23 protein-coding genes are annotated in these 22,726 nt (G+C 72.3%); 11 read left to right on the top strand and 12 right to left on the bottom strand.

Going from position 1 to position 22,726, the window contains the following annotated elements:
* The first annotated feature begins 19 nt into the window (after positions 1-19).
* Positions 20-1,264 (top strand): MFS transporter, encoded by a 1,245-nt coding sequence (locus tag NWFMUON74_RS16515; RefSeq protein ID WP_187688653.1) that lies wholly within the window; start codon positions 20-22, stop codon positions 1,262-1,264.
* 4 nt (positions 1,265-1,268) lie between these two features.
* Complete coding sequence (locus tag NWFMUON74_RS16510) at positions 1,269-1,631, top strand: ArsR/SmtB family transcription factor (protein WP_187688652.1); 363 nt, start codon at positions 1,269-1,271, stop codon at positions 1,629-1,631.
* Positions 1,632-1,641: 10 nt separating this feature from the next.
* On the opposite strand, the gene NWFMUON74_RS16505 is transcribed toward NWFMUON74_RS16510, so the two are convergent.
* Positions 1,642-2,289, bottom strand: coding sequence for a response regulator transcription factor (locus tag NWFMUON74_RS16505; protein WP_187688651.1), 648 nt, complete (start codon positions 2,287-2,289; stop codon positions 1,642-1,644).
* Positions 2,290-2,464: 175 nt separating this feature from the next.
* Between NWFMUON74_RS16505 and NWFMUON74_RS16500 the strand changes: the two genes are divergently transcribed.
* Positions 2,465-2,761, top strand: coding sequence for a hypothetical protein (locus tag NWFMUON74_RS16500; protein WP_187688650.1), 297 nt, complete (start codon positions 2,465-2,467; stop codon positions 2,759-2,761).
* A 10-nt stretch (positions 2,762-2,771) separates the two neighbouring features.
* Here the strand turns inward: NWFMUON74_RS16500 and NWFMUON74_RS16495 are convergent, their stop codons facing one another.
* The 4 genes from NWFMUON74_RS16495 to NWFMUON74_RS16480 all read right to left on the bottom strand — a co-directional run bounded on the left by NWFMUON74_RS16495 (position 2,772) and on the right by NWFMUON74_RS16480 (position 7,028).
* Positions 2,772-3,521 (bottom strand): glutamine amidotransferase, encoded by a 750-nt coding sequence (locus NWFMUON74_RS16495; protein WP_187688649.1) that lies wholly within the window; start codon positions 3,519-3,521, stop codon positions 2,772-2,774.
* Between the two features lie 56 nt (positions 3,522-3,577).
* Positions 3,578-4,984: an amidase gene (locus NWFMUON74_RS16490; RefSeq protein ID WP_187688648.1), complete on the bottom strand. Its 1,407-nt coding sequence runs from the start codon at positions 4,982-4,984 to the stop codon at positions 3,578-3,580.
* Positions 4,985-5,100: 116 nt separating this feature from the next.
* Positions 5,101-5,718 (bottom strand): chemotaxis protein CheB, encoded by a 618-nt coding sequence (locus NWFMUON74_RS16485; RefSeq protein ID WP_187688647.1) that lies wholly within the window; start codon positions 5,716-5,718, stop codon positions 5,101-5,103.
* Between the two features lie 191 nt (positions 5,719-5,909).
* Entirely contained in the window at positions 5,910-7,028 is a 1,119-nt protein-coding gene (locus NWFMUON74_RS16480; protein ID WP_187688646.1) for an alpha/beta hydrolase, read from the bottom strand.
* Between the two features lie 152 nt (positions 7,029-7,180).
* Here NWFMUON74_RS16480 and NWFMUON74_RS16475 point away from each other — a divergent pair, with 152 nt between their 5' ends.
* The 3 genes from NWFMUON74_RS16475 (at position 7,181) to NWFMUON74_RS16465 (ending at position 9,527) form a co-directional block, all read left to right on the top strand.
* A complete protein-coding gene (locus NWFMUON74_RS16475) occupies positions 7,181-7,537 on the top strand; it encodes a winged helix-turn-helix transcriptional regulator (protein WP_187688645.1) in 357 nt (118 codons plus the stop codon).
* Positions 7,538-7,655: 118 nt separating this feature from the next.
* Positions 7,656-8,969, top strand: coding sequence for a M20/M25/M40 family metallo-hydrolase (locus NWFMUON74_RS16470; RefSeq protein WP_232111176.1), 1,314 nt, complete (start codon positions 7,656-7,658; stop codon positions 8,967-8,969).
* 21 nt (positions 8,970-8,990) lie between these two features.
* The gene (locus tag NWFMUON74_RS16465) at positions 8,991-9,527 is read left to right on the top strand and encodes a YbhB/YbcL family Raf kinase inhibitor-like protein (protein ID WP_187688644.1); all 537 of its coding nucleotides are present in this window, start codon (positions 8,991-8,993) and stop codon (positions 9,525-9,527) included.
* A gap of 105 nt (positions 9,528-9,632) precedes the next feature.
* Here the strand turns inward: NWFMUON74_RS16465 and NWFMUON74_RS16460 are convergent, their stop codons facing one another.
* The 3 genes from NWFMUON74_RS16460 to NWFMUON74_RS16450 form a co-directional block, all read right to left on the bottom strand.
* A complete protein-coding gene (locus tag NWFMUON74_RS16460) occupies positions 9,633-11,468 on the bottom strand; it encodes an AMP-dependent synthetase/ligase (protein ID WP_187688643.1) in 1,836 nt (611 codons plus the stop codon).
* A gap of 182 nt (positions 11,469-11,650) precedes the next feature.
* Positions 11,651-12,376, bottom strand: coding sequence for a GTP cyclohydrolase II (locus NWFMUON74_RS16455; RefSeq protein ID WP_232111066.1), 726 nt, complete (start codon positions 12,374-12,376; stop codon positions 11,651-11,653).
* Positions 12,377-12,545: 169 nt separating this feature from the next.
* Complete coding sequence (locus NWFMUON74_RS16450; RefSeq protein ID WP_187688642.1) at positions 12,546-14,051, bottom strand: PfkB family carbohydrate kinase; 1,506 nt, start codon at positions 14,049-14,051, stop codon at positions 12,546-12,548.
* Between the two features lie 622 nt (positions 14,052-14,673).
* Here NWFMUON74_RS16450 and NWFMUON74_RS16445 point away from each other — a divergent pair.
* Positions 14,674-15,069, top strand: coding sequence for a hypothetical protein (locus NWFMUON74_RS16445; protein ID WP_187688641.1), 396 nt, complete (start codon positions 14,674-14,676; stop codon positions 15,067-15,069).
* A 9-nt stretch (positions 15,070-15,078) separates the two neighbouring features.
* Here the strand turns inward: NWFMUON74_RS16445 and NWFMUON74_RS16440 are convergent, their stop codons facing one another.
* From NWFMUON74_RS16440 to NWFMUON74_RS36570, 3 genes are read right to left on the bottom strand one after another with little or no spacing between them, the layout of a single operon-like run.
* Complete coding sequence (locus NWFMUON74_RS16440) at positions 15,079-16,158, bottom strand: quinone-dependent dihydroorotate dehydrogenase (protein WP_187688640.1); 1,080 nt, start codon at positions 16,156-16,158, stop codon at positions 15,079-15,081.
* Positions 16,159-16,163: 5 nt separating this feature from the next.
* A complete protein-coding gene (locus tag NWFMUON74_RS16435) occupies positions 16,164-16,418 on the bottom strand; it encodes a DUF5703 family protein (protein WP_187688639.1) in 255 nt (84 codons plus the stop codon).
* Positions 16,418-17,452 (bottom strand): YncE family protein, encoded by a 1,035-nt coding sequence (locus NWFMUON74_RS36570; RefSeq protein WP_269475338.1) that lies wholly within the window; start codon positions 17,450-17,452, stop codon positions 16,418-16,420. Before NWFMUON74_RS36570 ends, NWFMUON74_RS16435 begins: the two co-directional genes overlap by 1 nt.
* 213 nt (positions 17,453-17,665) lie before the next feature.
* Here NWFMUON74_RS36570 and NWFMUON74_RS16425 point away from each other — a divergent pair, with 213 nt between their 5' ends.
* The 4 genes from NWFMUON74_RS16425 (at position 17,666) to NWFMUON74_RS16410 (ending at position 21,282) form a co-directional block, all read left to right on the top strand.
* Complete coding sequence (locus NWFMUON74_RS16425; RefSeq protein ID WP_187688638.1) at positions 17,666-18,004, top strand: hypothetical protein; 339 nt, start codon at positions 17,666-17,668, stop codon at positions 18,002-18,004.
* Between the two features lie 429 nt (positions 18,005-18,433).
* Complete coding sequence (locus NWFMUON74_RS16420; protein ID WP_187688637.1) at positions 18,434-18,967, top strand: WKL family lipoprotein; 534 nt, start codon at positions 18,434-18,436, stop codon at positions 18,965-18,967.
* A gap of 26 nt (positions 18,968-18,993) precedes the next feature.
* Positions 18,994-21,069 (top strand): MMPL family transporter, encoded by a 2,076-nt coding sequence (locus tag NWFMUON74_RS16415; protein ID WP_425300417.1) that lies wholly within the window; start codon positions 18,994-18,996, stop codon positions 21,067-21,069.
* Positions 21,070-21,120: 51 nt separating this feature from the next.
* Entirely contained in the window at positions 21,121-21,282 is a 162-nt protein-coding gene (locus NWFMUON74_RS16410) for a hypothetical protein (RefSeq protein WP_187688636.1), read from the top strand.
* A 280-nt stretch (positions 21,283-21,562) separates the two neighbouring features.
* Here NWFMUON74_RS16410 and NWFMUON74_RS16405 read toward each other — a convergent pair whose 3' ends face one another.
* Positions 21,563-22,399, bottom strand: coding sequence for a heme ABC transporter ATP-binding protein (locus tag NWFMUON74_RS16405; protein WP_187689212.1), 837 nt, complete (start codon positions 22,397-22,399; stop codon positions 21,563-21,565).
* Between the last annotated feature and the right edge of the window lie 327 nt (positions 22,400-22,726).

The raw sequence follows: 22,726 nt of genomic DNA, 5'->3' as shown, positions 1-22,726 counted from the left end.
GTTGGGAGTGAGGTCAGCTGTGATCGGTGTGCTGCGGTGCCGGGAATTCCGGCGGCTGTTCACCGCGCAGGTGGTGGCTCTGGTGGGGACCGGGCTGCTGACGGTGGCGCTGGGTCTGCTGGCCTACGACCTGGCCGGGGGTGCGGCGGGGGCGGTGCTCGGCACGGCGCTGGCGATCAAGATGGTGGCGTATGTGGCTGTGGCGCCGGTGATTTCGGCGCTGGCCGAGCGGTTGCCGCGGCGGCGGGTGCTGGTGTCGGCGGATGTGGCGCGGGCGGTGGTGGCGCTGACGCTGCCCTGGGTCGGGCAGGTGTGGCAGGTGTATGTGCTGGTGTTCGTGTTGCAGTCGGCGTCGGCGACGTTCACGCCGTTGTTCCAGTCGGTGATCCCGGCGGTGCTGGTCGAGCAGGCGGACTACACGCGGGGGCTGTCGTTGTCGCGGCTGGCCTACGATCTGGAATCGCTGCTGAGCCCGGTACTGGCCGCGGTGGTGCTCGCCGTCGCGGGATGTCACGTGCTGTTCGTCGGTACCGCGGCGGGATTCGCCGCCTCGGCGGCATTGGTGGCCCGCACGCGGCTGCCGCGGCCGGTGCTCGCCGAGGACGCGGGGCCGTTGATCGGGCGGATCACGCGGGGCGGGCGGATCATGCTGGCCGATCCCGTGCTGCGTGGTCTGCTGGCGATGAACCTCGCGGTCGCCGCGGCGACGGCGCTGGTGGTGGTGAATACCGTGGTGTACGTGCGGGATCTGCTGGGCGGGTCGGGGGCCGCGATGGCGGTGGCGCTGGGTTGTTTCGGTGGCGGGTCGATGGTGGTGGCGCTGTCGGTGCCGCGGCTGCTGGCGGTGGTGGCCGACCGGCGGCTCATGCTCGCCGGGTGTGCGGTACTGCCGATCGGGTTGCTGGTCGCGGCCGGGCTCGCGGCGCTGCGGCCGGGTCCCGCCGTGGGGTGGATGCTGTTGGGGGTGGTGTGGATCGCGCTGGGTGCGGGGACTTCGATGGTGAATACGCCCTCGGCGCGGCTGTTGCGTGCCCGCTCGGTGCCCGAGACGCGGGCTGCGGTGTTCACCGCGCAGTTCTCGTTGTCGCACGCGGGTTTCCTGCTGACCTATCCCGTCGCGGGCTGGCTGGGCGCGACCGCGGGGCAGGCGATCGCGGCGGTCGCGCTGGGTGGCGTGGCTACACTGGCTGCCAGTGCGGCGGCGCGGGTGTGGCCTGCGGGCGCCGCGGCAGGGATCGGTATGGCGGTGGCGAGAGGGCGGTGACCGGATGGCCGACGGCGCGCCCGCGGATCGGGCACCGAGCCTGGTGCATCCGGTCGCACCCGATCAGAGCCATCTCGACGCGGCGACGGCGACCTTCCGGATGCTGTCGGATCCGACCCGGCTGCACATCCTGTGGCTGCTGGCGCAGACCGAGGCCGATGTCAGCGCGTTGACCGAGGCGTGCGGGGCCTCGCGTACCGCGGTCAGTCAGCATCTGGCGAAACTTCGCTTCACGGGGCTGGTGGCGACCCGCCGCGAGGGCAGGCGGGTCGTCTACCGCATTCGCGACGGTCATCTGGCGCGGCTGGTCCGGGAGGGCCTCAACCACGCCGACCACGTGGTGACGGGGGAGCCTCCGCACGGCTGAACAGCACGTGTCAGTGCGACGGTGTCTGGCCGGTGCGCAGTTTGGAGGCGTAGACGGCGGCCTGGGTGCGGCGTTCCATACCGAGTTTGGCCAGCAGGCGGGAGACGTAGTTCTTGACGGTCTTCTCGGCGAGGAACATGCGTTCGGCGATCTGGCGGTTGGTGAGTCCGTCGCCGAGCAGGTCGAGGAGTTTGCGTTCCTGGTCGGTGAGGGCGGCCAGGGGGCCGTCGGGCTCGGTGCTGCGGCGCAGGCGGTCCATCAGGGCGGCCGCGGCGCGGTTGTCCAGCAGCGACCGGCCCGCACCGACCGCCTTGACCGCCGCGGCGAGTTCCATGCCCTTGATGTCTTTGACCACGTAGCCGCTGGCCCCGGCGAGGATGGCGTCGAGCATGGCCTGTTCGTCGGTGAAGGAGGTGAGGATCAGGCAGCGCAGCTCGTCCATGCGCGAGAGCAGGTCGCGGCACAGTTCGATGCCGTTGCCGTCGGGCAGCCGGACGTCGAGTACGGCGACGTCGGGGCGCAGGGCGGGGATGCGGGCCAGTGCGTGGGCCACGTCGCCGGCCTCGCCGACGATGGTCAGTTCGGGATCCTCCGACAGCAGGTCGACCAGTCCGCGCCGGACGATCTCGTGGTCGTCGACCAGGAACACCTTGATCATGATGCGCCTTCACCTTCTGTGGAATTCCCTGCCCCGGCGGTGTGTCGGCTGTTCGCTCGAGCAGGGGATCTGTCGTGGATCGCGAAAGTTGTGTTTCGTCCGCGACTGCCTGGCTACTCGGGGGAGAACGCACTGCCGACCGAGAACTCCCACAACCGCGGGAAGGAACCCGACAATGCTGATGCTCACTCCCACCGCCATCGAGGTCGTTCGCACGATCACCTCCGCGGAGGGCACCCCTCAGGATGCGGGCCTGCGCATCTTCACCGACGACGGCGCCGAGACGCTGCAGCTGGCGCTGGCCGCCGAACCGGCGGCCGACGATCAGGTGATGTCCGCCGAAGGTTCGCGTATCTTCCTGGACCAGCAGGCCGCGGCCTTCCTGGACGACAAGATCCTCGACGCCGGCGTGGACGGTAACGGCCAGAGCAGCTTCGTGCTGGGCACCCAGGGCGCCCCGGCGGCCGAATAGGTTCCGCGGCTCAGTCCCGATGCCGGTCGTCGCCGTAGCGGGCGACGAACCGGCGCAGAATCTCACCGGGCGCCGTGATCGTCTCGCGGTGGCCCAGCGCTATCAGGTCGTCGGCCTCGTCCGGGTCGAAATATCCCGCATGCCGGTATGTTTCGATACGCAGGGCGAGGCCGTCGCCGTCCAGTTCGGGATGGAACTGGGTGGCGTAGACGTGGTCGCCGACGCGCACCATCTGCACCGGGCAGCCGGACGAACCGGCCAGCAGCACCGCGCCGGGCGGGACGTCCTGGCAGGATTCCTTGTGCCCGACGAACGCGCGGAACGAGCGCGGCAGGCCCCGTAGCAGCGGGTCGGTGCGGGCGGCGGCGGTCAGTTCGATGGTCTGGGCGCCGGCGGTCTCGGCGTAGCGTTCGCGGCTGACCCGGCCGCCGAGGACGTCGGCGAGGATGCCGAGGCCGTAGCAAGCGCCCAGGTAGGGGAAGTCGCGGCGGACGATCTCGGCGACCAGTGTGCGCAGGATCGGCTCAAATTGCCGCTGGTAGTCGTATTTGGCGGCGTCGGGGTTGCTGACGTTGCTGGGTCCGCCGCCGACGAGGACGGCGGCGAAATCGTCGAGTGCCAGGTCGGGCAGTTCGCGGTCCATCCGGATGCGCACCAGCCGGTCCGGCGCCAGTCCCGAGATGCGTTGCACCGCACGGTACTCGTCGTCGGCGGCCGAGTGTTCGGGCCGCAGCTGCAACAGCAGGAACGGTAGGGGCATGCCTTCGATTATCGGGCGCGGCCGCCGCCCGGCGTCCGAGCACGCGCAGCACGGCGTTACGGCTGCGGCGCGATCGTCGGGAAGGGGCTGGCCTGTTCCATCTGGTAGGCCAGCTCGAGCAGGACGCGTTCGTGCCCGCGGGGCGCGCAGAGCTGCACCGAGCCGGGCAGGTTGCCGCTCATCAGGGTGTGCGGCACCGCGATGGCGGGACCGCCGCCGACATTGTTGAACGGGGTGAAGCCGACGTAGTCGATCAGCTTGTCGAACAGTCGCTCGAACGGCTGGTCGGGTGCGTGCTCGCCCAGGCGCGGCGCGGGATGGGACAGCACCGGCGACAGCAGGGCGTCGACGTCGGTGAAGTGCGCGTCGTACAGGGCGGTGCCGGTGCGTAGCCGCCGTATCGCCGGTGGCACGGCGCGCGGGTCGCGCAGCACCTTGCGGGCCAGTCCCCGGGTGAACGGGTCCAGTTTCCAGGGCCGGAACGAGGTGGGGTGGGTGGTGGTGAACGAGGCGGTCATGACGACCGCGAACAGTGCCCAGTAGGTCTTGAAGTCCTCGGCGAATCCGGGGTCGACCGCCAGGCGGGTCTCGCTGAGGTCGTGGCCCGCGGCGGCGAGAGTGCGTGCGGCGGAGTCGAGTACGGCCTCGGTCTCGGGATGCACGGCGCGCCCGAGGATGTCGTGGCGCACGATGCCGATGCGCAGGCGCCGATCGCCGGGTCCTTCGACCAGTCCGATCGGCGGCAGGTCGGGGTTGGGCCGGAAGCGTTCGGCGGCGGCCAGATAGTGCGCGGTGTCGCGGACGGTGCGGGTAAGGACGCCCTCGGCGACCAGGTGCACGGGCAGTTGCCGGACGCCGGGCTGGTCGAGCAGCCGGCAGCGGGTGGGTTTGAGGCCGACCAGGCCGTTGACGGCGGCGGGGATGCGGATGGAGCCGCCGCCGTCGTTGGCGTGCGCGATCGGTACCGCGCCCGCGGCGACCAGGGCGGCCGAGCCGCCGGAGGAGGCGCCGGCGGAATGCTCGGTGTTCCAGGGGTTGCGGGTGGGGGGCCGGTCGACGTATTCGGTGCTGGCGGTGAGCCCGAATTCGGGCAGGGTGGACTTGCCGAGCAGGGCGAATCCCTGGGCGAGGAATTGTGCCGCGGGTCCGCTGCTGCGGCGGGCGGGGCGCGGCACGAACGCGGCCGAGCCGTGGCAGGTGGGCAGCCCGGCGACGTCGGTGTTGTCCTTGATCACGGCGGGCACCCCGGCGAAGTCGCCAGTGCCCGGGGCGGCGCGGCGGGCGCGGTCGAAGCATTCGGCCTGCACCGCGTCGAGTCGCGAATTCGCTTGTCGCACACGGTTTATCGCGGCTTCCAGCACCTCGCGGTGGCCGCGGCGGCCGGCGCGGAGGTCGGCGGCCAGCGCGACGGCATCGAGGGTGCCCAGGGCGTCGTCGGTGAAGGTGTGGACGGTGTCGGTCATGCTGCGTGCCTCTCCGGTGGCGGCGTGGTGCCGTATCGACCATAGGCATCGCGGCGGCGGTCGGACAGGGTGCGCGGCGGGCTGTGCGGCGGCGGGCGTCGATGTGGGCGGATCGGTCAGCGCGCCGATCGCCCGACGAGGTCGCGGATCGTGCGGGCGATCTCGGCCAGGGTCACCACGAGGTCGGCTGTGCCGGTGCGGAGCGCCGCTGCGGGCATGCCGGTGCACTGCGCGTCGCGGGGGTCCTGGACGATCACCGTGCCGCCGCGCGATTTCACCGCGCTCGCGCCTCGTGCGCCGTCGCTGCCCGAGCCGGTGAGCACGCAGGCGATCGCGCCCGGGCCGTAGGCGGCGGCGACGGATTCGAACAGCGGATCCGCCGCGGGCCGCACGAAGTGGACGAGTTCGCTGCTCGTCAGCGCCAGCCTGCGATCGGATTCGACCAGCAGGTGGAAGTTGGGTGGGGCGATGTGGACGACGCCGGATTCGGCGCGCTCGCCGGCGGTCGCGAGCCGCACCGGCAGTGCCGTGCGGCGGTTCAGGACGTCGGCGATGATGGTGTCGTGGCGCGGGTGCAGGTGCTGTACCACCAGCACCGGCACCGGGAAGTCCGCGGGCAGCCCGCCCAGTATCCGGCTGAGCGCGGTGATGCCGCCGGCCGACGACGCGATCGCCACGACCTCGAAATCGCCGCCCGGCGCCGAACCGGCGGGCCGGTCGCCCGCGCCGGTCATGTCGGCGCGGCGCCGCGGCCGAACCGGCGGCGGGGAGGGGGTGATCCGGGCACAGGGTCAGCCTAGCGTCGGTGCGCCGCCGATCCGGCGGTCGGCGGTGCGGCGCGCGCGCCGTCCGATGCGGTGTGGCGTACGAAATATCAAGTCCACCAACAGGTTCGGACACGAGCGCGGCGCGACGGGTGCGCCGCTCACTGCCCGAGCGCCGCGGCGAACATCGGCCAGGAGTTGCGCAGGTCCTGCTGCCAGTAACCCCACGAGTGGGTGCCGTTCGGACGCAGGTCGACGGTGGCGGGAATGTTCAACTCCCGCAACCGATCTCGCACCTGCACGGTGCAGCGCCCGGCGACCGCGTCGAGCAGTCCGCCGATGACGAGCTGGTCGAGCAGGGTCGCCGGGTTGTCGCCGATGCCGGGCCCGCCGAGGGTGTCCAGGGGCCCGGGGGCGCCGTTGCCGGAGGCGATGTAGACCGCGGTGCCGCGCAGTTTCTCGGCGTGCAGGTAGGGGTCGTTGGCCGCCCACGCGGGGTCGGTCGGGGGTCCCCACATGTTGAGGGTGTTGCCCTGGGTGCCGGTGACGATGGTGTCGACCATGACCTGGCCGAAGGGGTCGCTGGTGCGGGCGCAGCCGCTGTAGGAGCCGACCGCGCGGAACACCCCGGGCGCGGCGATGGCCAGCTGCAGCACCGAAATGCTCGCCATCGACGGCCCGGCGATGGCGTTGGCGCCGGTGCCGGTGAACGCGGAGTCGATCACGGCGGGCAGTTCGTGGGCCAGGAACGTGGTCCAGCGCTGGCGGCCGTGCACGGGATCGTCGGCGCGCCAGTCGGTGAAGAAGCTGCCGCCCCCGCCGACCGGCATCACCACGGTCACCTGCTGGTCGGCGAAGAAGTCCACGGCGTCGGTCCGGGTGAACCAGTTCCCGCCCGCGCGCCAGCCGCCGGCGCCGGTGCCGCCGTCGAAACCGTTGAGCAGATACAGCGCCGGGGCGGGCCGCGCGGGGTCGGCGGCGGGAGCGACGGCGACGGTCACCGGGCGGCCCATCGCCGCGGAGTGCACGGTCAGTTCGACGACGCGGCCGGGACCGGGGACGGCGGCCACCAGGCGGGAGCCGTCGGTGGCGGGCCGGGCGGCGGCCAGCGCCCGCGCGGCGGCATCCGACCGGGCGGGCGGGTCGGCGGCGGCGGGTCCGGCCGCGCAAGCGAGGGCGGCGGCCAGGACGAGCGCGGCGGCGGCACGCAGCAGCGCGGCGGCGGCACGCGGCGGCGCGGTCGTGCGGCGCCGGACGCGTTGGCGGGCACGGACACTCATGCGCCGCCTCCCTTCTGGGTCGCCTGCGCCGACGCTAGGTCCGCCGCACCGGGCCGGGCAAGGCGCGGCGGGCAGGTTTGGGACTTGTCGCCGCCGCGGGGTGCTCGCGCTGGTATCGGCCACAACGGTGTCGCGCTGGCTAGGCTGGGGCGATGGGCGCGAACAGATCCGGGCCGTATTTCTGCGGTATCGATGCGGCAATGGATGTGGTGGGTGGTAAGTGGAAGGTGCTGATCCTGTGGGAGCTGGAGAACAACGGGGTGCGCCGGTTCGGTGAGCTACGCCGCAACCTGCCCGGCGTGTCGGAGAAGATGCTGATCCAGCAGCTGCGCGAACTCGAGCAGGACGGCATCGTGCACCGCGAGGTGTATCCGGAGGTGCCGCCGCGGGTGGAGTACTCGCTGACCGAGCAGGGCCGCGCACTCGATCGCGCGCTGGCGCCGCTGGGGGCGTGGGGTCGCGAGCGCATGGCGCGCATCGGCGCGCAGAAGATCACCGTGCCGGGCTGAGCGCGGCCGATTGCGCGCACGGTGCGGCCAACGCATGGTGGGGTGCCGGGGCGATGGTAGGAAGGGGAACGTGTCTGCACCTGGTGACGAGTCCCGAGCCGAACCCGTGTCCCGCGCCGTGTCGGAGGTGGTCGATCTGGTCAGCACGCTGATCCGGTTCGACACCTCCAACACCGGCGAGCTGGAGACCACCAAGGGCGAGCGCGAATGCGCGCAGTGGGTGGCCGATCAGCTGCAGCAGGCCGGCTACACCACCGAGTACGTGGAATCGGGGGCGCCGGGCCGGGGCAACGTGTTCGCGCGGCTGCCCGGCGCGGACTCCGGCCGCGGCGCGCTGATGCTGCACGGGCATCTGGACGTGGTGCCCGCGGAGGCGTCGGACTGGAGTGTGCACCCGTTCTCCGGCGCGGTGCGCGACGGCTATGTGTGGGGCCGCGGCGCGATCGATATGAAGGATATGGTCGGCATGATGCTGGCGGTGGCGCGCCAGTTCAAGATCGAGGGCACGGTGCCGCCGCGGGATCTGGTGTTCGCGTTCCTCGCCGACGAGGAGAACGGCGGCCGGTGGGGGTCGCAGTGGCTGGCCGACAATCGCCCGGATCTGTTCGACGGTGTCACCGAGGCGGTCGGCGAGGTCGGCGGTTTCTCGCTGACCGTGCCGCGCCGCGACGGCACCGAGCGGCGGCTGTATCTGGTGGAGACCGCGGAGAAGGGCCTGGGCTGGATGCGGTTGCGCGCCAAGGCCCGTGCGGGGCACGGCTCGTTCCTGCACGCGGACAACGCGGTGACCATCCTGGCCCAGGCGGTGGCGCGGCTGGGCACCCACACCTTCCCGCTGGTGCTGTCGGATTCGGTGGCGGAGTTCCTGGCGGCGGTGAGCGAGGAGACCGGTCTCGCGTTCGATCCGGCCGGGCCCGACATCGAGGGCCAGCTGGCGAAGCTGGGCACCATCTCGCGCATCATCGGCGCCACCCTGCGCGACACGGCAAATCCGACCATGCTGCGCGCCGGGTACAAGGCGAACGTGATTCCGCAGACCGCCGAGGCGGTGGTGGACTGCCGGGTGGTGCCGGGACGGCAGGCGGCGTTCGAGCGCGAAGTGGACGAGCTGATCGGGCCGGATGTGGAGCGGGAGTGGATCACCAAGCTCGACTCCTACGAGACCACCTTCGACGGGCATCTGGTCGACGCGATGAACGACGCGATCCTCGCGCACGATCCGCACGGACGTACCGTGCCCTATATGCTGTCCGGCGGCACGGACGCGAAGGCGTTCGCCCGCTTGGGGATTCGCTGCTTCGGTTTCGCGCCGCTGCGGCTGCCGCCGGATCTGGACTTCTCGGCGCTGTTCCACGGTGTGGACGAGCGGGTCCCGGTCGATGCGCTGGAATTCGGCACCCGGGTCCTGGAGCATTTCCTCCTGCACAGCTGACGATCTCGAAAGGACGGTCTCGTGCCCGACTATTCCTACAATCCCTACGCGCCGCTGCCGCAGCTGCCGGCGTTCACCGTGACCTCCGAGGATGTCACCGATGGTCAGCCGTTCGGCAACGACCAGGTCAGTGGCGTGTTCGGGGCGGGCGGCAAGGATATCTCGCCGCAGCTGTCGTGGTCGGGATTCCCGGCGCAGACGAAGAGTTTCGCGGTCACCGTGTTCGATCCGGACGCGCCGACGGCGTCGGGGTTCTGGCATTGGGCGCTGGCGGATATCCCGGCGTCGATCACGACGCTGGGGCGCGGCACCGGCAGCGAGGGCGGGGTGCTGCCCGCGGGGGCGGTGCAGTTGCGCAACGACGGCGGGTTCGCCGGGTATGTCGGGGCCGCGCCGCCCGCCGGGCACGGTTATCACCGGTACTTCATCACCGTGCACGCGGTGGATGTGGAGTCGCTGGGTCTCGACGAGAACGCCACGCCGGCGTTCCTGGGGTTCAATCTGTTCTCACATGCCATCGCCCGCGCGCAGATCACCGCGACCTATGAGGTGAAGTAGGCCGCGCTCCTCGCAGACCTGTGGCCCGGGCCGAAGGTGTCCGGGCCACAGGTCTTTCCGCGCTCTGTGCGGGTGTGCGCGCGGCGCCGTTTCGTCCGGTGGGCGCTAGCGCAGGTCGATGACGCCTTCGGGGACCGGGTCGCCGTAGAGTTCGGCGATCTCGGCGGCGTATTTGGCGGCGATCGGGCTGCGCTTGAGTTTGAGGGTGGGGGTGATCTCCTCGCCGCCGGGTTCCCAGGCCTGCGCGATGATGCGGAACCGTTTGATCTGCTCGACCCGGGACAGGCGGGTGTTGCCGGAGACCACCGCGGCGCGGATCTCCTCGACGATCTCGGCGCGGGTGGCCAGGGCGGCGACATCGGCGTCGGGGGTGCCGAGGGCTTTGGCGCGCACCGCGGCGGTGTCGGGGTCGAGCACGATCAGCGCGGTGATGTAGGGCTTGGCGTCGCCGACCGCGACCACCTGCCCGACGAGCGAGGACGCCGCTTTGACCGCGTTCTCGATATTGGTGGGCGAGATGTTCTTGCCGGCCGCGCTGATGATGAGTTCCTTCTTGCGGTCGACGATGGTGACGTAGCCGTCGCCGTCGATGGTGGCGACGTCGCCGGTGTGCAGCCAGCCGTCGTCGTCGAGGGCTTCGGCGGTCTTGTCGGGCATGCCGCGGTAGCCGGGGGTGACGACGGCGCCGCGCACGAGCAGTTCGCCGTCGCTGTCCAGGCGCAGCTCGACGCCGTCGAGGGCGCGGCCGACCGAGCCGGGGCGCGGGCTGTGCAGTTCGGTGAAGGTGCCCACGCCGGTGGTTTCGGACATGCCCCACACCTCGGTCACGGTGAAACCGAGCCCGAGCAGGTATTCGAGGGTTTCCGGGGGGATCGCGGCGGCGCCGGAGGCGGCGACCTGCAGCTCGTCCAGGCCGAGCGCGGCACGCAGTTTCGACAGCACCAGCGCGTCGGCGAGGGCGTGCTGGGCGCGCAGCAGCGGGCTGACGCCGCCGCCGGCGAGGCGGGCGCGGGCGGCTGCGACGCCGGTGCCGATGGCCCAGCCGGCGAGGGCCTTCTTCACGGGGCTGGCCTCGGTGGCCAGTTTCGCGTCGATACCGGCCTTGATCTTCTGCCACACCCGCGGCACACCGAAGAAGGCGGTGGGCCGGGCGTCGGGCAGGGCGGCGGCGATCTCGCGGGGGTCGGGCACGCAGGTGATGGCGACGCCGGTGAACAGGTTGGCGCAGTGCCCGGAGATGCGGTCGGCGACGTGCGCGGCGGGCAGGTAGGACACCGCGCGGTCGTCGATGCCGACCACCAGCGGGCCGTCCTGGGCGGTCAACCCGGCGATCTGGGCGACGATGTTGGCGTGGGTGATCTCGACGCCTTTGGAGGGGCCGGTGGTGCCGGAGGTGTAGATGAGGGTGGCCAGGTCGCCGGGTCGCACCGCCTGCCAGGCGGCGTCGAAGTCGAAGCCGGGGGCCGGGTCGGCTTCCACGTCGGCCAGCGACACGGTGCCGGCGGCCTGGCCGTCGACGAGCACGATGTGCGCGAACTCGGTGCCGCAGCGCTGCACGGCGTCGAGGAAGGCGCGCTCGGTGACGACGAGGGTGTTGCCCGCGTTGGCGAACACGTGCGCGAGCTGTTCGGGGGAGCTGGTGTTGTAGACCGAGAACGGCGCCGCGCCCAGATGCAGCGCCGCGGTGTCGACGAGGTTGAACTCGGGCCGGTTGGTCAGCATGAGCCCGACGGTGTCGCCGCGGCCGACGCCCAGTTTCGCCAGGCCCGCCGCGATCGCCCGCACCCGGCGGTCGTAGTCGGCCCAGGTGATCTGCTGGGTGCCGCCGACCGTGCGCAGCGCCACCTGGTGCGGGCGCAGGGTCAGGGTCTGCTGGAAGGCCTCCGGCACGGTACGGACCGTGACGCCGGATTGGTGTGTGTAGCCGATGTCTGTCGTCATTTCCCTTGTTCCCGATCGGTGGACGAACCGAGCCTGGGGGACGCTCCGCCAGAGGCGACGGCGCGAACTCGCCGAAGGGAGATCGGAAACGCACGGCTGGCGGTCGCGGCACCGAGTGACGCGGCTCACCCATCCTATCGGTGCGATGCGGCAAATGTGACGTATCCGACACCGGCCGGGGTCTACCCGGTGGCGGGAACGACGCCCGCCGGGTGGGCGCAGGTGCCGGCGGCGGGCAGCGCGTCGGGCGGCAGCGCCGCGGCGGGGTCGACGCGGAACTCCGGCAGCCAGTGGCCGCGGAATTCGCGTTTGGATTGCATGTAGGCGCGGGCGCGTTCGCTGCGCGGCACGGTGATCAGCTGCACGGGTTCCACCGCGATCCCGGCCTGTGCCACCGCGGCCATCTTCTCGGGGTTGTTGGTCAGCAGCCGCACCGATCGCAGGCCCAGCTCGCGCAGGGCGGCGGCGACGGGCGCGTAGGAGCGGCAGTCGAGCGGGTAGTCCAGCTCGCGGTAGCTGGTGAAGGTGTCCACGCCGTGGCGCTCGCTGTAGCGCAGCCCGCGGGCCTTGGCGATCAGCCCGGAGCCGCGGCCCTCCTGCTCGAGGTAGATCAGCACACCGGCGCCCTCGGCCTGGATCAGGTCCATGGCCTTGTCCAGCTCCGGGCCGCAGTCGCAGTCGTCGCTCTGCAGGACGTCGCCGTAGAGGCAGCGGGAGTGGATGCGCACCAGGCAACCGTCGGCCACGGGGCCGAACAGCAGGATCGTGCCGCCGTCGCTGGTGTCGTGGAGTTGGCGGACGCGGACGGTGAGTTCGCCACCCTTGCGGCGGATGCGGTGTTCGGTGTCGTCCGGGTGGTGTCCCGGGTCGTCGGTGCCGGGTCCGGTCTGGTCCAGCTGGGCTGTCAAATGCTCCTCCGAGGGATCGCAGGTCCTACCGCGGGCAGCCGGGTGCGGAGGTCCGCGTCCCCGGCGACGAGGGGGTCGAGCACGATGGCAGCAGACGATAGCCGCCTTCCGGGAGTGCCCGCACGCGGCCCCGTCAACCGGGCCGCGACAGTCTGGCGAACATCGAGCGTCACCGGGACCGCGCGCCGTGGGCGTGCGCTTCGGCGGCGAGTTCGACCATGCGGTCCACGGCGGCCGCGGTGGGCATGGCCGCGGAGATGTCGCCGGTGGACTGGGTGGCGGCCATGGCGGCGGTCGCCCAGCGGAAGTCGTCGGGTCCGGGGCGGCGCCCGTCGGCGGCGACGATGCGGTGGGCCAGCGCGGCGACGAAGGCGGCGGGCGCGCCGGGAGAGTCCTCGAGCACCACCGGGAATCGGCCGATGTCGAGGTCGAGGTCGTCGGAGCGGACGTGGGCCGCGAAGCCCTCGGCGATGCACACGGTGCGGGCGCCGAGCGCGCGCAGGCGGCGGCACAGCTCGGCGTCGTCGAGGTCGCCGGGTTCACCGGCGGGGGCCAGGGCGGCGAGTTCGCGGCGGGTGCCGATGAGGTAGTCGATGGCGTCGAAGTGGCGGTAGAACCGCTGCGGGCCGTCGGCGGCGGGCGCGGGTTGCACGAGCAGGCGGGGGCGTTGTTCGCGGGCGGTGAGTTCGAGGGCGGTCTCGATCACCGCGGGGGGTGGTTCGAAGGTGAGCAGGACCGCGTCGGCGTCGGCGATGGCGTGGCGGGCGGCGGTGGTGTGCAGGTCCTCGGGGGTGAGGCGGACCCGCTCGTTGGGGCAGGCGATGTTGAGCGGTTCGCCGGTGCTGGTGACCAGGACGACGGCCACGGGCGTGTCGGCGCCGGGCACGACGCGCACGAGGTCGGTGTCGACGCCCGCGGCGCGCAGGTGGTCGAGGACGCGGCGACCGCGCAGGTCGTCGCCGACCACGGAGATCAGCCGCACGTGCAGGCCGAGGCGGGCCGCGGCGACCGCCCGGTTGAGGCCCTTGCCGCCGGGCCGGTCGCGGAAGGTGCCGGTGGCCGGGTCGTCGGGTCCGGGGAAATGGTCGATGATGCTGCAGATGTTGTCCAGCACGGCGTCGCCGATGACGGTCACGGTGCCGGCGCGGCCCTCGCCCGCCGCCCCGGCCGGCCGGGTGGGCAGCACCGAGGCGTAGCCGGAGGCGGTGACGAGCCGCTGGGCCAGCAGGGTGAACGCCTCGTGTTCGAGCCGGCCGCGCAGTTGCCGGGTGGTGGGGGTGGGCGCGGCGGTGCTCTCGGTCCCGGCCGCGCGCAGCAGGGCGGGCCAGTGGGCGCTGAGGTAGTCGCGGCGTCGGCCGAGGTCGGGGGCGTAGAGCCGGGCGGGGTCGACGGTGTCGGGCAGCCCGCCGCGCAGCAGGCCCAGCGCCAGCCCGACATCGACGATGAGCCGGTGTGGTGGCGGCAATTGCCGGGCGAGGTCGGCGACGACGGGCAGCGCGGCCTCGGCGGGGTCGGTCCCGGTCAGCCGGGCGTGCTGGTCGATCACGTACAGCCCGAGCAGGGGCCGCACGTCGATCTCGGTGCTGCGCAAGCGTTTCGGGCTCAGCCCCGCGCGTTTGCACAGCCGGGCGAGCACGGTGCGCACGGCGGCGACCGCATCGTCCTGTCCCGCCATCGGGGCGGCCACCTCCGTCCGGTGCGCGGTGATCTTGGGGAGACCATAAGCGAAACGGCCGGGCTTTGCGCGGTTTAGCGGGCGGCAATTCCGGCTATCTATAACCTATCGCGGCATTTGCCCGAATGGAACCGGCAAGTGACGCTGTGGGGTCGGCGTTCTGTCGCCGGCGTCTCCAGGAGGTTCTGATGGTCGGAGCAACTCCGCCCGAACGGCGCATCCACCGCCGCCGGATGCCCGAAGCCGCCGAGCGCGATGCCGACGTGGCCGCATATCGCGGCTAGCGGACCGAACCGCCGACGCCGCCCGCGCACGGTGGTCGCGCCGGGCGCGCCGCCACACCGCACCGAACGGGCCGAGCGTATCGCCGGCCGCGCGGACCCCGGCCTCGTGCCCCGGCCGCGCACCCGCTGCGGGGCACGGCACCTCCGGCACCGCGCCGGCGGGGAGGCTCCGTCCCTCGACACCACGACCCTCGACACCACGACCCTCGACACCACGTCGCCGACGCCGGCGACACATTCCGCAACTTTTCGGCTACTGGCGCCGATGTATTGGGTAGCCGCCCGGACACCGCGGTGACACCGCGGGGCAGGGCGCGGCGACCCGAGAGGAGACAGCCGTGACGATCGAAACGACCGACTGGGCCATGATCAGTGACCGGACCCCCGAGCACGCGTTCCGGGTGGACGGCGCCGGGGCGGCGGTGTGGCGGCTGAGCTGGCTGCCCGAACATCGGCTGACCCGCGAGCAGGCGCTGGCGGGCATGGAACTCGACGAGTTGCTCAGCGATCCCACGGCCGTGCACGACCGGACCGCGCAGCGCGGGGTCGCCGACCGCGCCGCCGCCCTGGGCGTGCGCTACGAGCAGGCGGTGATCCTGTTGTCGCGCCGGATGATCGAGCGGCTGCGCCGCCATTCCGGCGGCCGCACCCGGCGTGCGGCCGAACCGGTGCTGTCGGGCTCGGCGCTGCGCCGCACGGGGGCGATCGCGGAGCCGCCGCGGCTGTCGGGCTGAGCGCGCGGCTCAGGTACGGGCTTTGTGGGCGGCGCCGACAGCTTCGGCGAGGGTGGTGTAGCCGTCGGCGCGCAGGCGCTGGGCCAGGCCGCGGTGGATGCGGCGGGTCCACAGCAGGCCGCCGTAGATGAAGCCGGTGTAGCCCTGCAGCAGCGTGGCGCCGGCGAGGATGCGTTCGTAGGCTTGGTCGGCGGTCTCGATGCCGCCCACCGAGATCAGCACGAGGTCGTCGCCGACGCGGGCATAGAGCCGCCGCAGCACCTCGAGGGAGCGGGCGGCGACCGGCGGACCGGACAGCCCGCCGGCGCCCATCGCGTCGACCTCGGCGGCGGGGGTGGCCAGGCCGTCGCGGCGGATGGTGGTGTTGGTGGCGACGATCCCGGCCAGGCCCAGTTCCACGGCCAGGTCCGCGGCGGCGTCGATGTCGTCGTCGGACAGGTCCGGGGCGATCTTGACCAGGACCGGCACCTGCACGCAGTCGAGCACCGCGCGCAGCAGCGGCCGCAGCGATTCGACGGCCTGCAGGTCGCGCAGGCCCGGGGTGTTGGGGGAGCTGACGTTGACGACGACGAAGTCGGCGAGCGGGCCTAGCAGGGTGGCGCTGGTGGCGTAGTCGGCAGCGGCCTGCTCGGCGGGGGTCACCTTGGTCTTGCCGATGTTGGCGCCCAGCGGCACGCCGCCGGGGCGGCGGGCGCGCAGCCGTTCGGCGGCCGCGGCGGCGCCCTGGTTGTTGAATCCCATGCGGTTGATCAGCGCCCGGTCCGGCGGCAGCCGGAACAGCCGCGGCGCCGGGTTGCCCGGCTGTGCCTGCGCGGTGACGGTCCCGATCTCGGCGTAGCCGAAACCCAGTGGGCCCCAGGCGTTCACCCCGGCGGCGTCCTTGTCGAATCCGGCGGCCAGGCCCAGCGGCGCGGGGAATTCCACGCCGAAGGCGGTGGTGCGCAGGATCGGGTCGCCGACCACGGTGAGGCGGGCCAGCAGCGCGCGCAGCGGCGCGATCCGGGTGGCGAGCCGCAGCGCGGTGAAGACCAGGTGGTGGACGCGTTCGGGGGGCAGCAGGAACATCAGCCGCAGCAGTAAGGAGTACATGGGTGTCACATCCCCGTTTCCGCGACGGGGAAGGTGGTCTTGCGGCGGCGCAGCAGCACCTTGCGGCTGCCGTCGGTGTAGGCGCGGACGCGCGAGAGTTCCCAGCCGCCGAATTCGGCCTGGATCGCCAGCCGCATCGAGGCGGTCACGCGGGTGACCTCGGGAGGTAGTCGGAGCGGGACGTATTCGTATTCTCCCTCTTCGCTGGTCTCCTCCCAGTCGGCGGGGATCGACCTGCGGTGCGCCGAGGCCCGAGTCATCACTGCCCTCTCTTCCTCTCGTCCGCGCCGATCCGCTGCAGGCCGTCGCCGGTGGCGGATCCCACGAACATGTCGCCGGTGCGTGGGTCGATGGTCAGCGTGTCGGGCTGGCGTACCGTCGCGAAGCGTCCCACTTCCTCCGGTATACCTGTCGACAGGTCGAAGCCGGCCACTTCGTTGCTCGCGGTCAGCGTCACCCACACGGTCTCGGACCGCTGATCGTAGGCGATCGCGTAGGGCGACGAGCCTACCGGGAAGCGCTGGTGCAGGACGAGCGGATCGGCGGTGTAGACCAGCAGCGCGCCCCCGGCGGTGTCGGTGACCAGCAGCCGGCCGAAGTGGTCGGCGGTCAGCTGGGTGGCGCCGAGGCCGGCCCGCAGGGCCAGTCCGGGTGCGCCGTCGCCGAGGTCGAGCTGGGTGAGGACGGTCTGGGCGCGGTCGAGCACGGCGACGGCGTTGCCGGCGGCGGCGAGCGCGTCGATGCCCGGCAGGTCCGAGATCGTCTGTGCCACTTGCCCTTCCGGGGTGAGGATCGCCACGCGGCCCCCGGCCAGGCCGACCGCGACGGTGCCGTCGGCGCGCCGGGCCGCGGCGCGGCCCTCACCGTCGAGCGGGGTGCTGCGCAACTCGCTGGTGGCGGCGTCGATCCGCACCAGCACACGGCCCGCGGTGGCGAGGATCTGCCCGGGGGCGCCAGCGGCGAGGGTGGTGGCCGGGGCGGGCAGGGTGAGGGTGCGGGCGGGCGCGGCGGCGTCCAGGAGCCGCAGGGTCACGCGGTCGGTGTCGAGGACCGCGACGCGCCCGGTCGCGGGCTCGGCCAGCAGGGCCGCGACGGGTCCGGCGGGGGTCACCGTCCCGGCGGGCGTGGCGGCGGGCGGTGCGACCGCGGCGGTGGCGGGGGCGGCGCCCGGACCGGTGGCGTGGTCATCGCCGCCCGACGAGCAGCCCGCGACGGTCACCGCGACGGCGGCGGCGAGCGCCACGGGCCATCCCCGCCACCTGCGGCCGCCCGGCCGGTTCCCGCGACCACCCATGCCCCGAACTCCTCACTCGCGCCGACTGCCGACGATTCATGCGTGCGTCTTCATCTGACCATGGTCGCGGACGGTCACCGCGCGCCGGGGTCTTTCCCGGGCATCGCGTTTCGGCGACACGTCAGGGACGGCCGTGCCATTCTGTCGCACCGGCGGGTTACCGTGGACAGTGCATCACTGCCGAGCCAGGGAGACGCGTTGAAAACAGACCGCATGTCTGGATTCATCGTCGAGGACATTACCGTCGGTCCGTTCGCGCACGGTTTCGGTGTCACCGGTGACGGGCGCTGGTTCGCCTTCCGCACGGTCGGTGCCACGCTGGCCCTCGAGATCTACCGCGCCGAGGCCGCCCGGTCCACCGCGGTGCCCGGCCCGGAGGACGTGACGGCCGTCGCCGCGGCGGGGGTCACCGATATCGACCTCGGCGACGAGCGCAGTGTCGTCGCCGCGGTACGCGACCTGATCGCCGCCGCCACCCCGGTCCCCGACCGCGCCAGCACGACCGCCCGCGGGCTGCTCGGCCGCCTCGGCGCCGTCCTCGACGGCCGGTAACCCCTCACCGCCGACACCGGGGCAATTCCGCACCCGGCGCCACCGCGACCACTCCTCGCCCGAACACCCCGGTCCTCACCGGCCATAGCCTTCGTCCCCGAATACTCCGGCAACTCCTCGCCCCAATGTTTCGCACCCACCAGCACCCGGCGCCGTTCTTTGCCCCCGCAGCTCTGTGCCCCCGCAGCTTCGGCAGCTCCTCGCCCACGGTGCTCGGCAGCTCCTTGCCCCCGCAGCTTCGGCAGCTTCTTGCCCACGGTGCTTCGGCAGCTTGCCCACGGCCCTCGCACCGTCTTGCCGCCGATACTTTCGTAACCCGTTGCCCGCCAAGGCATTTCGTCGGAGGGCCGGAGATGCGTGGGGTGGGGCGCGGCGCATGACAGACTGTAGGAGAACTACCGGTAACTTTCGACGACGGTGAGGACGCAGATGGCATTGCGACGATCGGCAGCGGCGCTGCTGCCGCTGCTGACGCTGACCGTGCTGGCGGGGGCGTGCGGCAGCGACACCGACGAGGATTCGGTGGCCGCGGCCCGCTCCTCGGCGTATGCCGCCATGACGTCCTCGTCGCAGGCCGCCGCGACCAGCCGGGCGCTGCGCCCGCCGATCCCGACCGCCGCCGAACTCGACGCGCAGATCAAGCGCGCGCTGGACCCGTCGCTGCCCGACAGCGAGCGCACCGCCCTGATCGAGGACGGCGAGGCGTTCAAGGACGCCATCCCCGACATGTACCGCGCGATGCAGGACAACCCCCACGCGGTCTACGGCGTCACCGATCCGGTCTTCGACAACCGCGACGGCACCCTCACCGCCACCATGCGCCTGGACAAGGACGGCACCGGGTCCAACGTGCGCACCACGATCGTGCATTTCGTCGACAGGGACGGCACCTGGAAGATCTCCCGCGCAGACCTGTGCGGGATCCTGCGCTCGGCGGACTACAAGACCGCGGCCTGCGGCTGAGTTCGGCTGTGGTGCGGCAGTTGTCGATGCGGTGGGGCCGGTTCGTGCACCGCCACCGGTTCGTGGTGCTGGCCGTCGCGCTCGCGGTGGTCGCGCTGTCGGGGTTGTTCGGCCGCGACCTGGGCCCGCGGCTGACCCAGGGCGGCTGGTTCGACGAGCACAGCGAATCGGTGGTGGCTTCCAAGATCGCCGACGAGACCTTCGGCCGCGACCGCGACGCCGACATCATCGTCCTCTACACCGCCCCGCCGGGCCGCACCGTCGACGACCCGCCGGTGCGGGCCGCGGTCACGACCGCGCTGGCACAGTTGCGCGCGAAATATCCCGACCGCATCCAGAAGATCGACAGCTACTTCGACGGCTCGATGATGGGCCAGTTCGCCGACGCCTCCCGCACGCACGCCTTCGCCAGTATCGGGCTGCGCGGGGAGGACACCGAGTCGGTGAACAACTATCTCGCCGTGAAAGACGAACTGGCCGCCGGGGTCGCGGGCGGCGGGCCGGGCGGGACGACGGTGCAGCTGGCGGGCCTGCAACCGGTGGTGGAGGGCATCAATATCGGTATGCAGCGCGATATCCACCGCGCGGAGCTGATCGCGCTGCCGCTGGTGGCGGTGCTGCTGTATTTCGTGTTCGGTGGTGTGGTGGGGGCGCTGCTGCCGGTGCTGATCGGCGGTATGACGATCCTGGGCAGTCAGGGCATGATGCGGACCCTGACCGGCTACATCGATGTGAACGTGTTCGCCAGCGCGGTGGTGACCCTGGTCAGTCTGGGCCTGGCCATCGACTACGGGCTGTTCGCGGTGACCCGGTTCCGGGAGGAGCTGGCGGCGGGGCGCAGCGTGGAGGAGGCCACGGCCCGCACGGTCGCCACCGCGGGCCGCACGGTGCTGTTCTCGGCGGCGATCATCGCGGTGAGTCTGGGCGCGTTGTTCATCTACCCGAACGGGGTGCTGCGGTCGGTGCCCTACGGCGGCATCAGCTCGGTGCTGCTGGCGGCGCTGCTGTCGGTGACGGCGCTGCCGGCGGCGCTGGGTATCGTGGGCCGGCGCATCGACCTGTGGGGGTGGGGCCGGTTCGCCGGGATCCGCACCGCCGAGCAGCTCGACGACGGGTTCTTCGCCCGGCTGGCGAGTTTCGCGATGCGTCGCCCGGCGCGGGTGATCGTGCCGGTGGTGCTGGCGCTGCTCGCGCTGCTGATCCCGTTCCGCCACATCGCTTTCGGCGGTTTGAGTGAACGCTATCTGGCCCAGGACGCCCCGGCGCGGGTGGCGCAGGAGAAGTTCGACGCCCTGTTCCCCGAATTCCGTACCGAGCCATTGAAATTGGTGGTGGTGGGCGCGGACGCGCAGCAGTTGTCCGACATCCGGTTCCAGGCCAATTTCGTGCCGGGGCTGACCGGGCCGTTCGAGGCGTCCGCGCCGACCACCAACGGGGTGAACGTGCTGGCGACCGGGCTGGTCGACGAGCGCGACGCCGACGCGGCGATCGCGGCGCTGCGCGCGATCGCGGAACCGCCGGGGGTGCGGGTGATGGTCGCGGGCGTGCCGGCGCTGGAACGTGACGCCATCCGCGGTCTGATCGACGGTCTGCCGCTGCTGGCGGCGATTCTGGTGCTCGCCGCCGTGGCGCTGATGTATGCGGCGTTCCGGTCGCTGGTGCTGGCGGTGAAGGCGGTGGTGATGAGCGCGCTGAGTCTCGGTGCCACGCTGGGCATTTTGACCTGGATCTTCGTGGAGGGGCACGGGGCGGGGCTGTTTCATTTCACGCCGGGGCCGTTGATGTTCGCGGTGCTGGTGCTGATCGTGACGGTGCTGTTCGGGTTGTCGACCGATTACGAGGTGTTCCTGCAGTCGCGGATGGCCGAGGCGCGGGCGAACGGGGCGGAGCCGGCGGAGGCGATCCGGTACGGTGTCGCCCACACCGGCGGGGTGATCACCTCGGCCGCGGCGATCCTGATCGTGGTCACCGGCGCGTTCGGGTTCTCGGATCTGGTGCTGATGAAATACATCGCCTACGGGATGATCGCGGCATTGGTGCTGGACGCCACCGTGATTCGGATGCTGCTGACCCCGGCGGTGCTCAAGCTGGTGTGGCGGTGACACGCGTGGCGGGTTGCAACCGGAGCACGGTGCTCCGTTAACCTGAAGGGCGTGACCAACGACGGGGATACGCAGCAGACGACGAGCCACGGCAAACACGCGGCGCCGGAGGGCGCCGGCGTGCATCCGCTGATCGATCTCGCCCGGGATCCGAACCCCGGCGTCCCGGATCATGCCCGCCCGGACGAGGACGACGACCGGCCCGACCGGTAGGCGAGCCGAGAACCTCGGCGCGACAACCTGTTACGACGGCGCGGCCAGGTGCACGACACCGTGACGAGCTGGTATGACGTCCATTCCGGGCGGGGCGGCCTGTGCCCCGCCCGGAATGCTGTCCGGGGCTGGGCGATACCGCCCGGGCCGATTGCCGTGGGGGCCCGCACAGCGCTTGTCGCCGAGGCGAGCGGGACCGCAGCGGCGCCGTGCCGCGCGCTCGGTCTGCGCGGGCGTCGCCTCTCGAGGTGTCCCGGGCACCGGTCGGCCCGCGCCGGGGTCAGCCGCGGGCGGGCAGGACCAGTTGGGCGCCGGTGCGGGGGTGGTCGAAGACTTCTACCGGGTGCTGGTAGACGCGGGACAGCAGGGTGGTGGTGAGGATGTCGCGCGGGGGGCCGCAGGCGGCGAGGTGGCCGGATTCCAGGACGGCGACGCGGTCGGCGTAGGCGGCGGCGATGCCGAGGTCGTGCAGGACGACCACGACGGCGGCGCCGTGTCCGGCGCGGGCGCGGGCCAGGCGCAGGACCTGTTCCTGGTGGCCGAGATCGAGTGCGGCGGTGGGTTCGTCGAGCAGCAGGGTGGGGGTGTCCTGGGCCAGGACGCGGGCGAGGGCGACGCGGGCGCGTTCGCCGCCGGACAGGGCGGGGAAGGGCCGGGCGGCGAGGTGTTCGGTGTCGGTGGCGGCCAGCGCGGCGGCGATGGCGGTCTCGTCGTCGTCCTGGCGGGTGGTGCGCGCCCATGGCGCGCGGCCCATGGCGACGACCTCGCGGGCGGTGAAGGGGAAGCCGACGGTGTGGGTCTGGGGCAGGACGGCGCGGCGGCGGGCCATGTCGACCGGCGTCCACCGCTGGATCGGCCGGCCGTCGAGTTCGACTGTGCCGGTGGCGGTGTCGAGTTCCCCCGACAGTGCCCCGAGCAGCGTCGATTTCCCGGCGCCGTTCGGGCCGACCAGCGCCAGGATCTGGCCCGCCACCACGTCGATGTCCACGTGGTCGAGCACGCGGCCCCCGGCGCCGCGGTCGACGCTGACCTGCCGGGCCCGCAGAGTGACCGTCCCGGCCGCGGGCGGTTCCGGCATTTCGTGTTGCCGCGCGAGAACCTGTGCCACCCGGTGCATCACACTGGTCACCGCACCCTCCCGGTCCTGGCCGCGCTGCGGTTCACGGCCGGCCGTTCCTGCCCGCGTTCTGTTCGTGCGCGGCTTCCAGCACACCCGGCCACCCGCCCATGCTCGGCCGCCCGCTCCTGTCCACAGTCCGGCGTGTGCGTGCCGTTCCGCGTGTGCCCGGTTGCCCGCTGCCCGCGGTTCGCCGTGTGCGTGGTTTCGCACTCATACCCGGTTGCCCGCCCATGCTCGGCCGTCCACCCGTCCCCACCGTTCGGCGTGTGCGCGGCGTCCCGCTCATGCCCGGTTACCCGCGGCCCGCGGTCAACCGCATGCGCG

This window comes from Nocardia wallacei (assembly GCF_014466955.1).
Classification (GTDB): domain Bacteria; phylum Actinomycetota; class Actinomycetes; order Mycobacteriales; family Mycobacteriaceae; genus Nocardia; species Nocardia wallacei.
This window is presented reverse-complemented; position numbering and strand designations above follow the sequence as displayed.

Bases quoted from the DNA above. Each gene is read 5' to 3' on its own strand.
- NWFMUON74_RS16415 (WP_425300417.1), top strand. From the start codon at position 18,994: ATGCGGTGGGGCCGGTTCGTGCACCGCCACCGGTTCGTGGTGCTGGCC.
- NWFMUON74_RS16505 (WP_187688651.1), bottom strand. From the start codon at position 2,289: ATGATCAAGGTGTTCCTGGTCGACGACCACGAGATCGTCCGGCGCGGA.
- NWFMUON74_RS16440 (WP_187688640.1), bottom strand. From the start codon at position 16,158: ATGTACTCCTTACTGCTGCGGCTGATGTTCCTGCTGCCCCCCGAACGC.
- NWFMUON74_RS36570 (WP_269475338.1), bottom strand. From the start codon at position 17,452: ATGGGTGGTCGCGGGAACCGGCCGGGCGGCCGCAGGTGGCGGGGATGG.
- NWFMUON74_RS16435 (WP_187688639.1), bottom strand. From the start codon at position 16,418: ATGACTCGGGCCTCGGCGCACCGCAGGTCGATCCCCGCCGACTGGGAG.
- NWFMUON74_RS16490 (WP_187688648.1), bottom strand. From the start codon at position 4,984: ATGACCGACACCGTCCACACCTTCACCGACGACGCCCTGGGCACCCTC.
- NWFMUON74_RS16480 (WP_187688646.1), bottom strand. From the start codon at position 7,028: ATGAGTGTCCGTGCCCGCCAACGCGTCCGGCGCCGCACGACCGCGCCG.
- NWFMUON74_RS16420 (WP_187688637.1), top strand. From the start codon at position 18,434: ATGGCATTGCGACGATCGGCAGCGGCGCTGCTGCCGCTGCTGACGCTG.
- NWFMUON74_RS16405 (WP_187689212.1), bottom strand. From the start codon at position 22,399: ATGCACCGGGTGGCACAGGTTCTCGCGCGGCAACACGAAATGCCGGAA.
- NWFMUON74_RS16475 (WP_187688645.1), top strand. From the start codon at position 7,181: ATGGGCGCGAACAGATCCGGGCCGTATTTCTGCGGTATCGATGCGGCA.
- NWFMUON74_RS16510 (WP_187688652.1), top strand. From the start codon at position 1,269: ATGGCCGACGGCGCGCCCGCGGATCGGGCACCGAGCCTGGTGCATCCG.
- NWFMUON74_RS16460 (WP_187688643.1), bottom strand. From the start codon at position 11,468: ATGACGACAGACATCGGCTACACACACCAATCCGGCGTCACGGTCCGT.
- NWFMUON74_RS16450 (WP_187688642.1), bottom strand. From the start codon at position 14,051: ATGGCGGGACAGGACGATGCGGTCGCCGCCGTGCGCACCGTGCTCGCC.
- NWFMUON74_RS16495 (WP_187688649.1), bottom strand. From the start codon at position 3,521: ATGCCCCTACCGTTCCTGCTGTTGCAGCTGCGGCCCGAACACTCGGCC.
- NWFMUON74_RS16485 (WP_187688647.1), bottom strand. From the start codon at position 5,718: ATGACCGGCGCGGGCGACCGGCCCGCCGGTTCGGCGCCGGGCGGCGAT.
- NWFMUON74_RS16500 (WP_187688650.1), top strand. From the start codon at position 2,465: ATGCTGATGCTCACTCCCACCGCCATCGAGGTCGTTCGCACGATCACC.
- NWFMUON74_RS16425 (WP_187688638.1), top strand. From the start codon at position 17,666: ATGTCTGGATTCATCGTCGAGGACATTACCGTCGGTCCGTTCGCGCAC.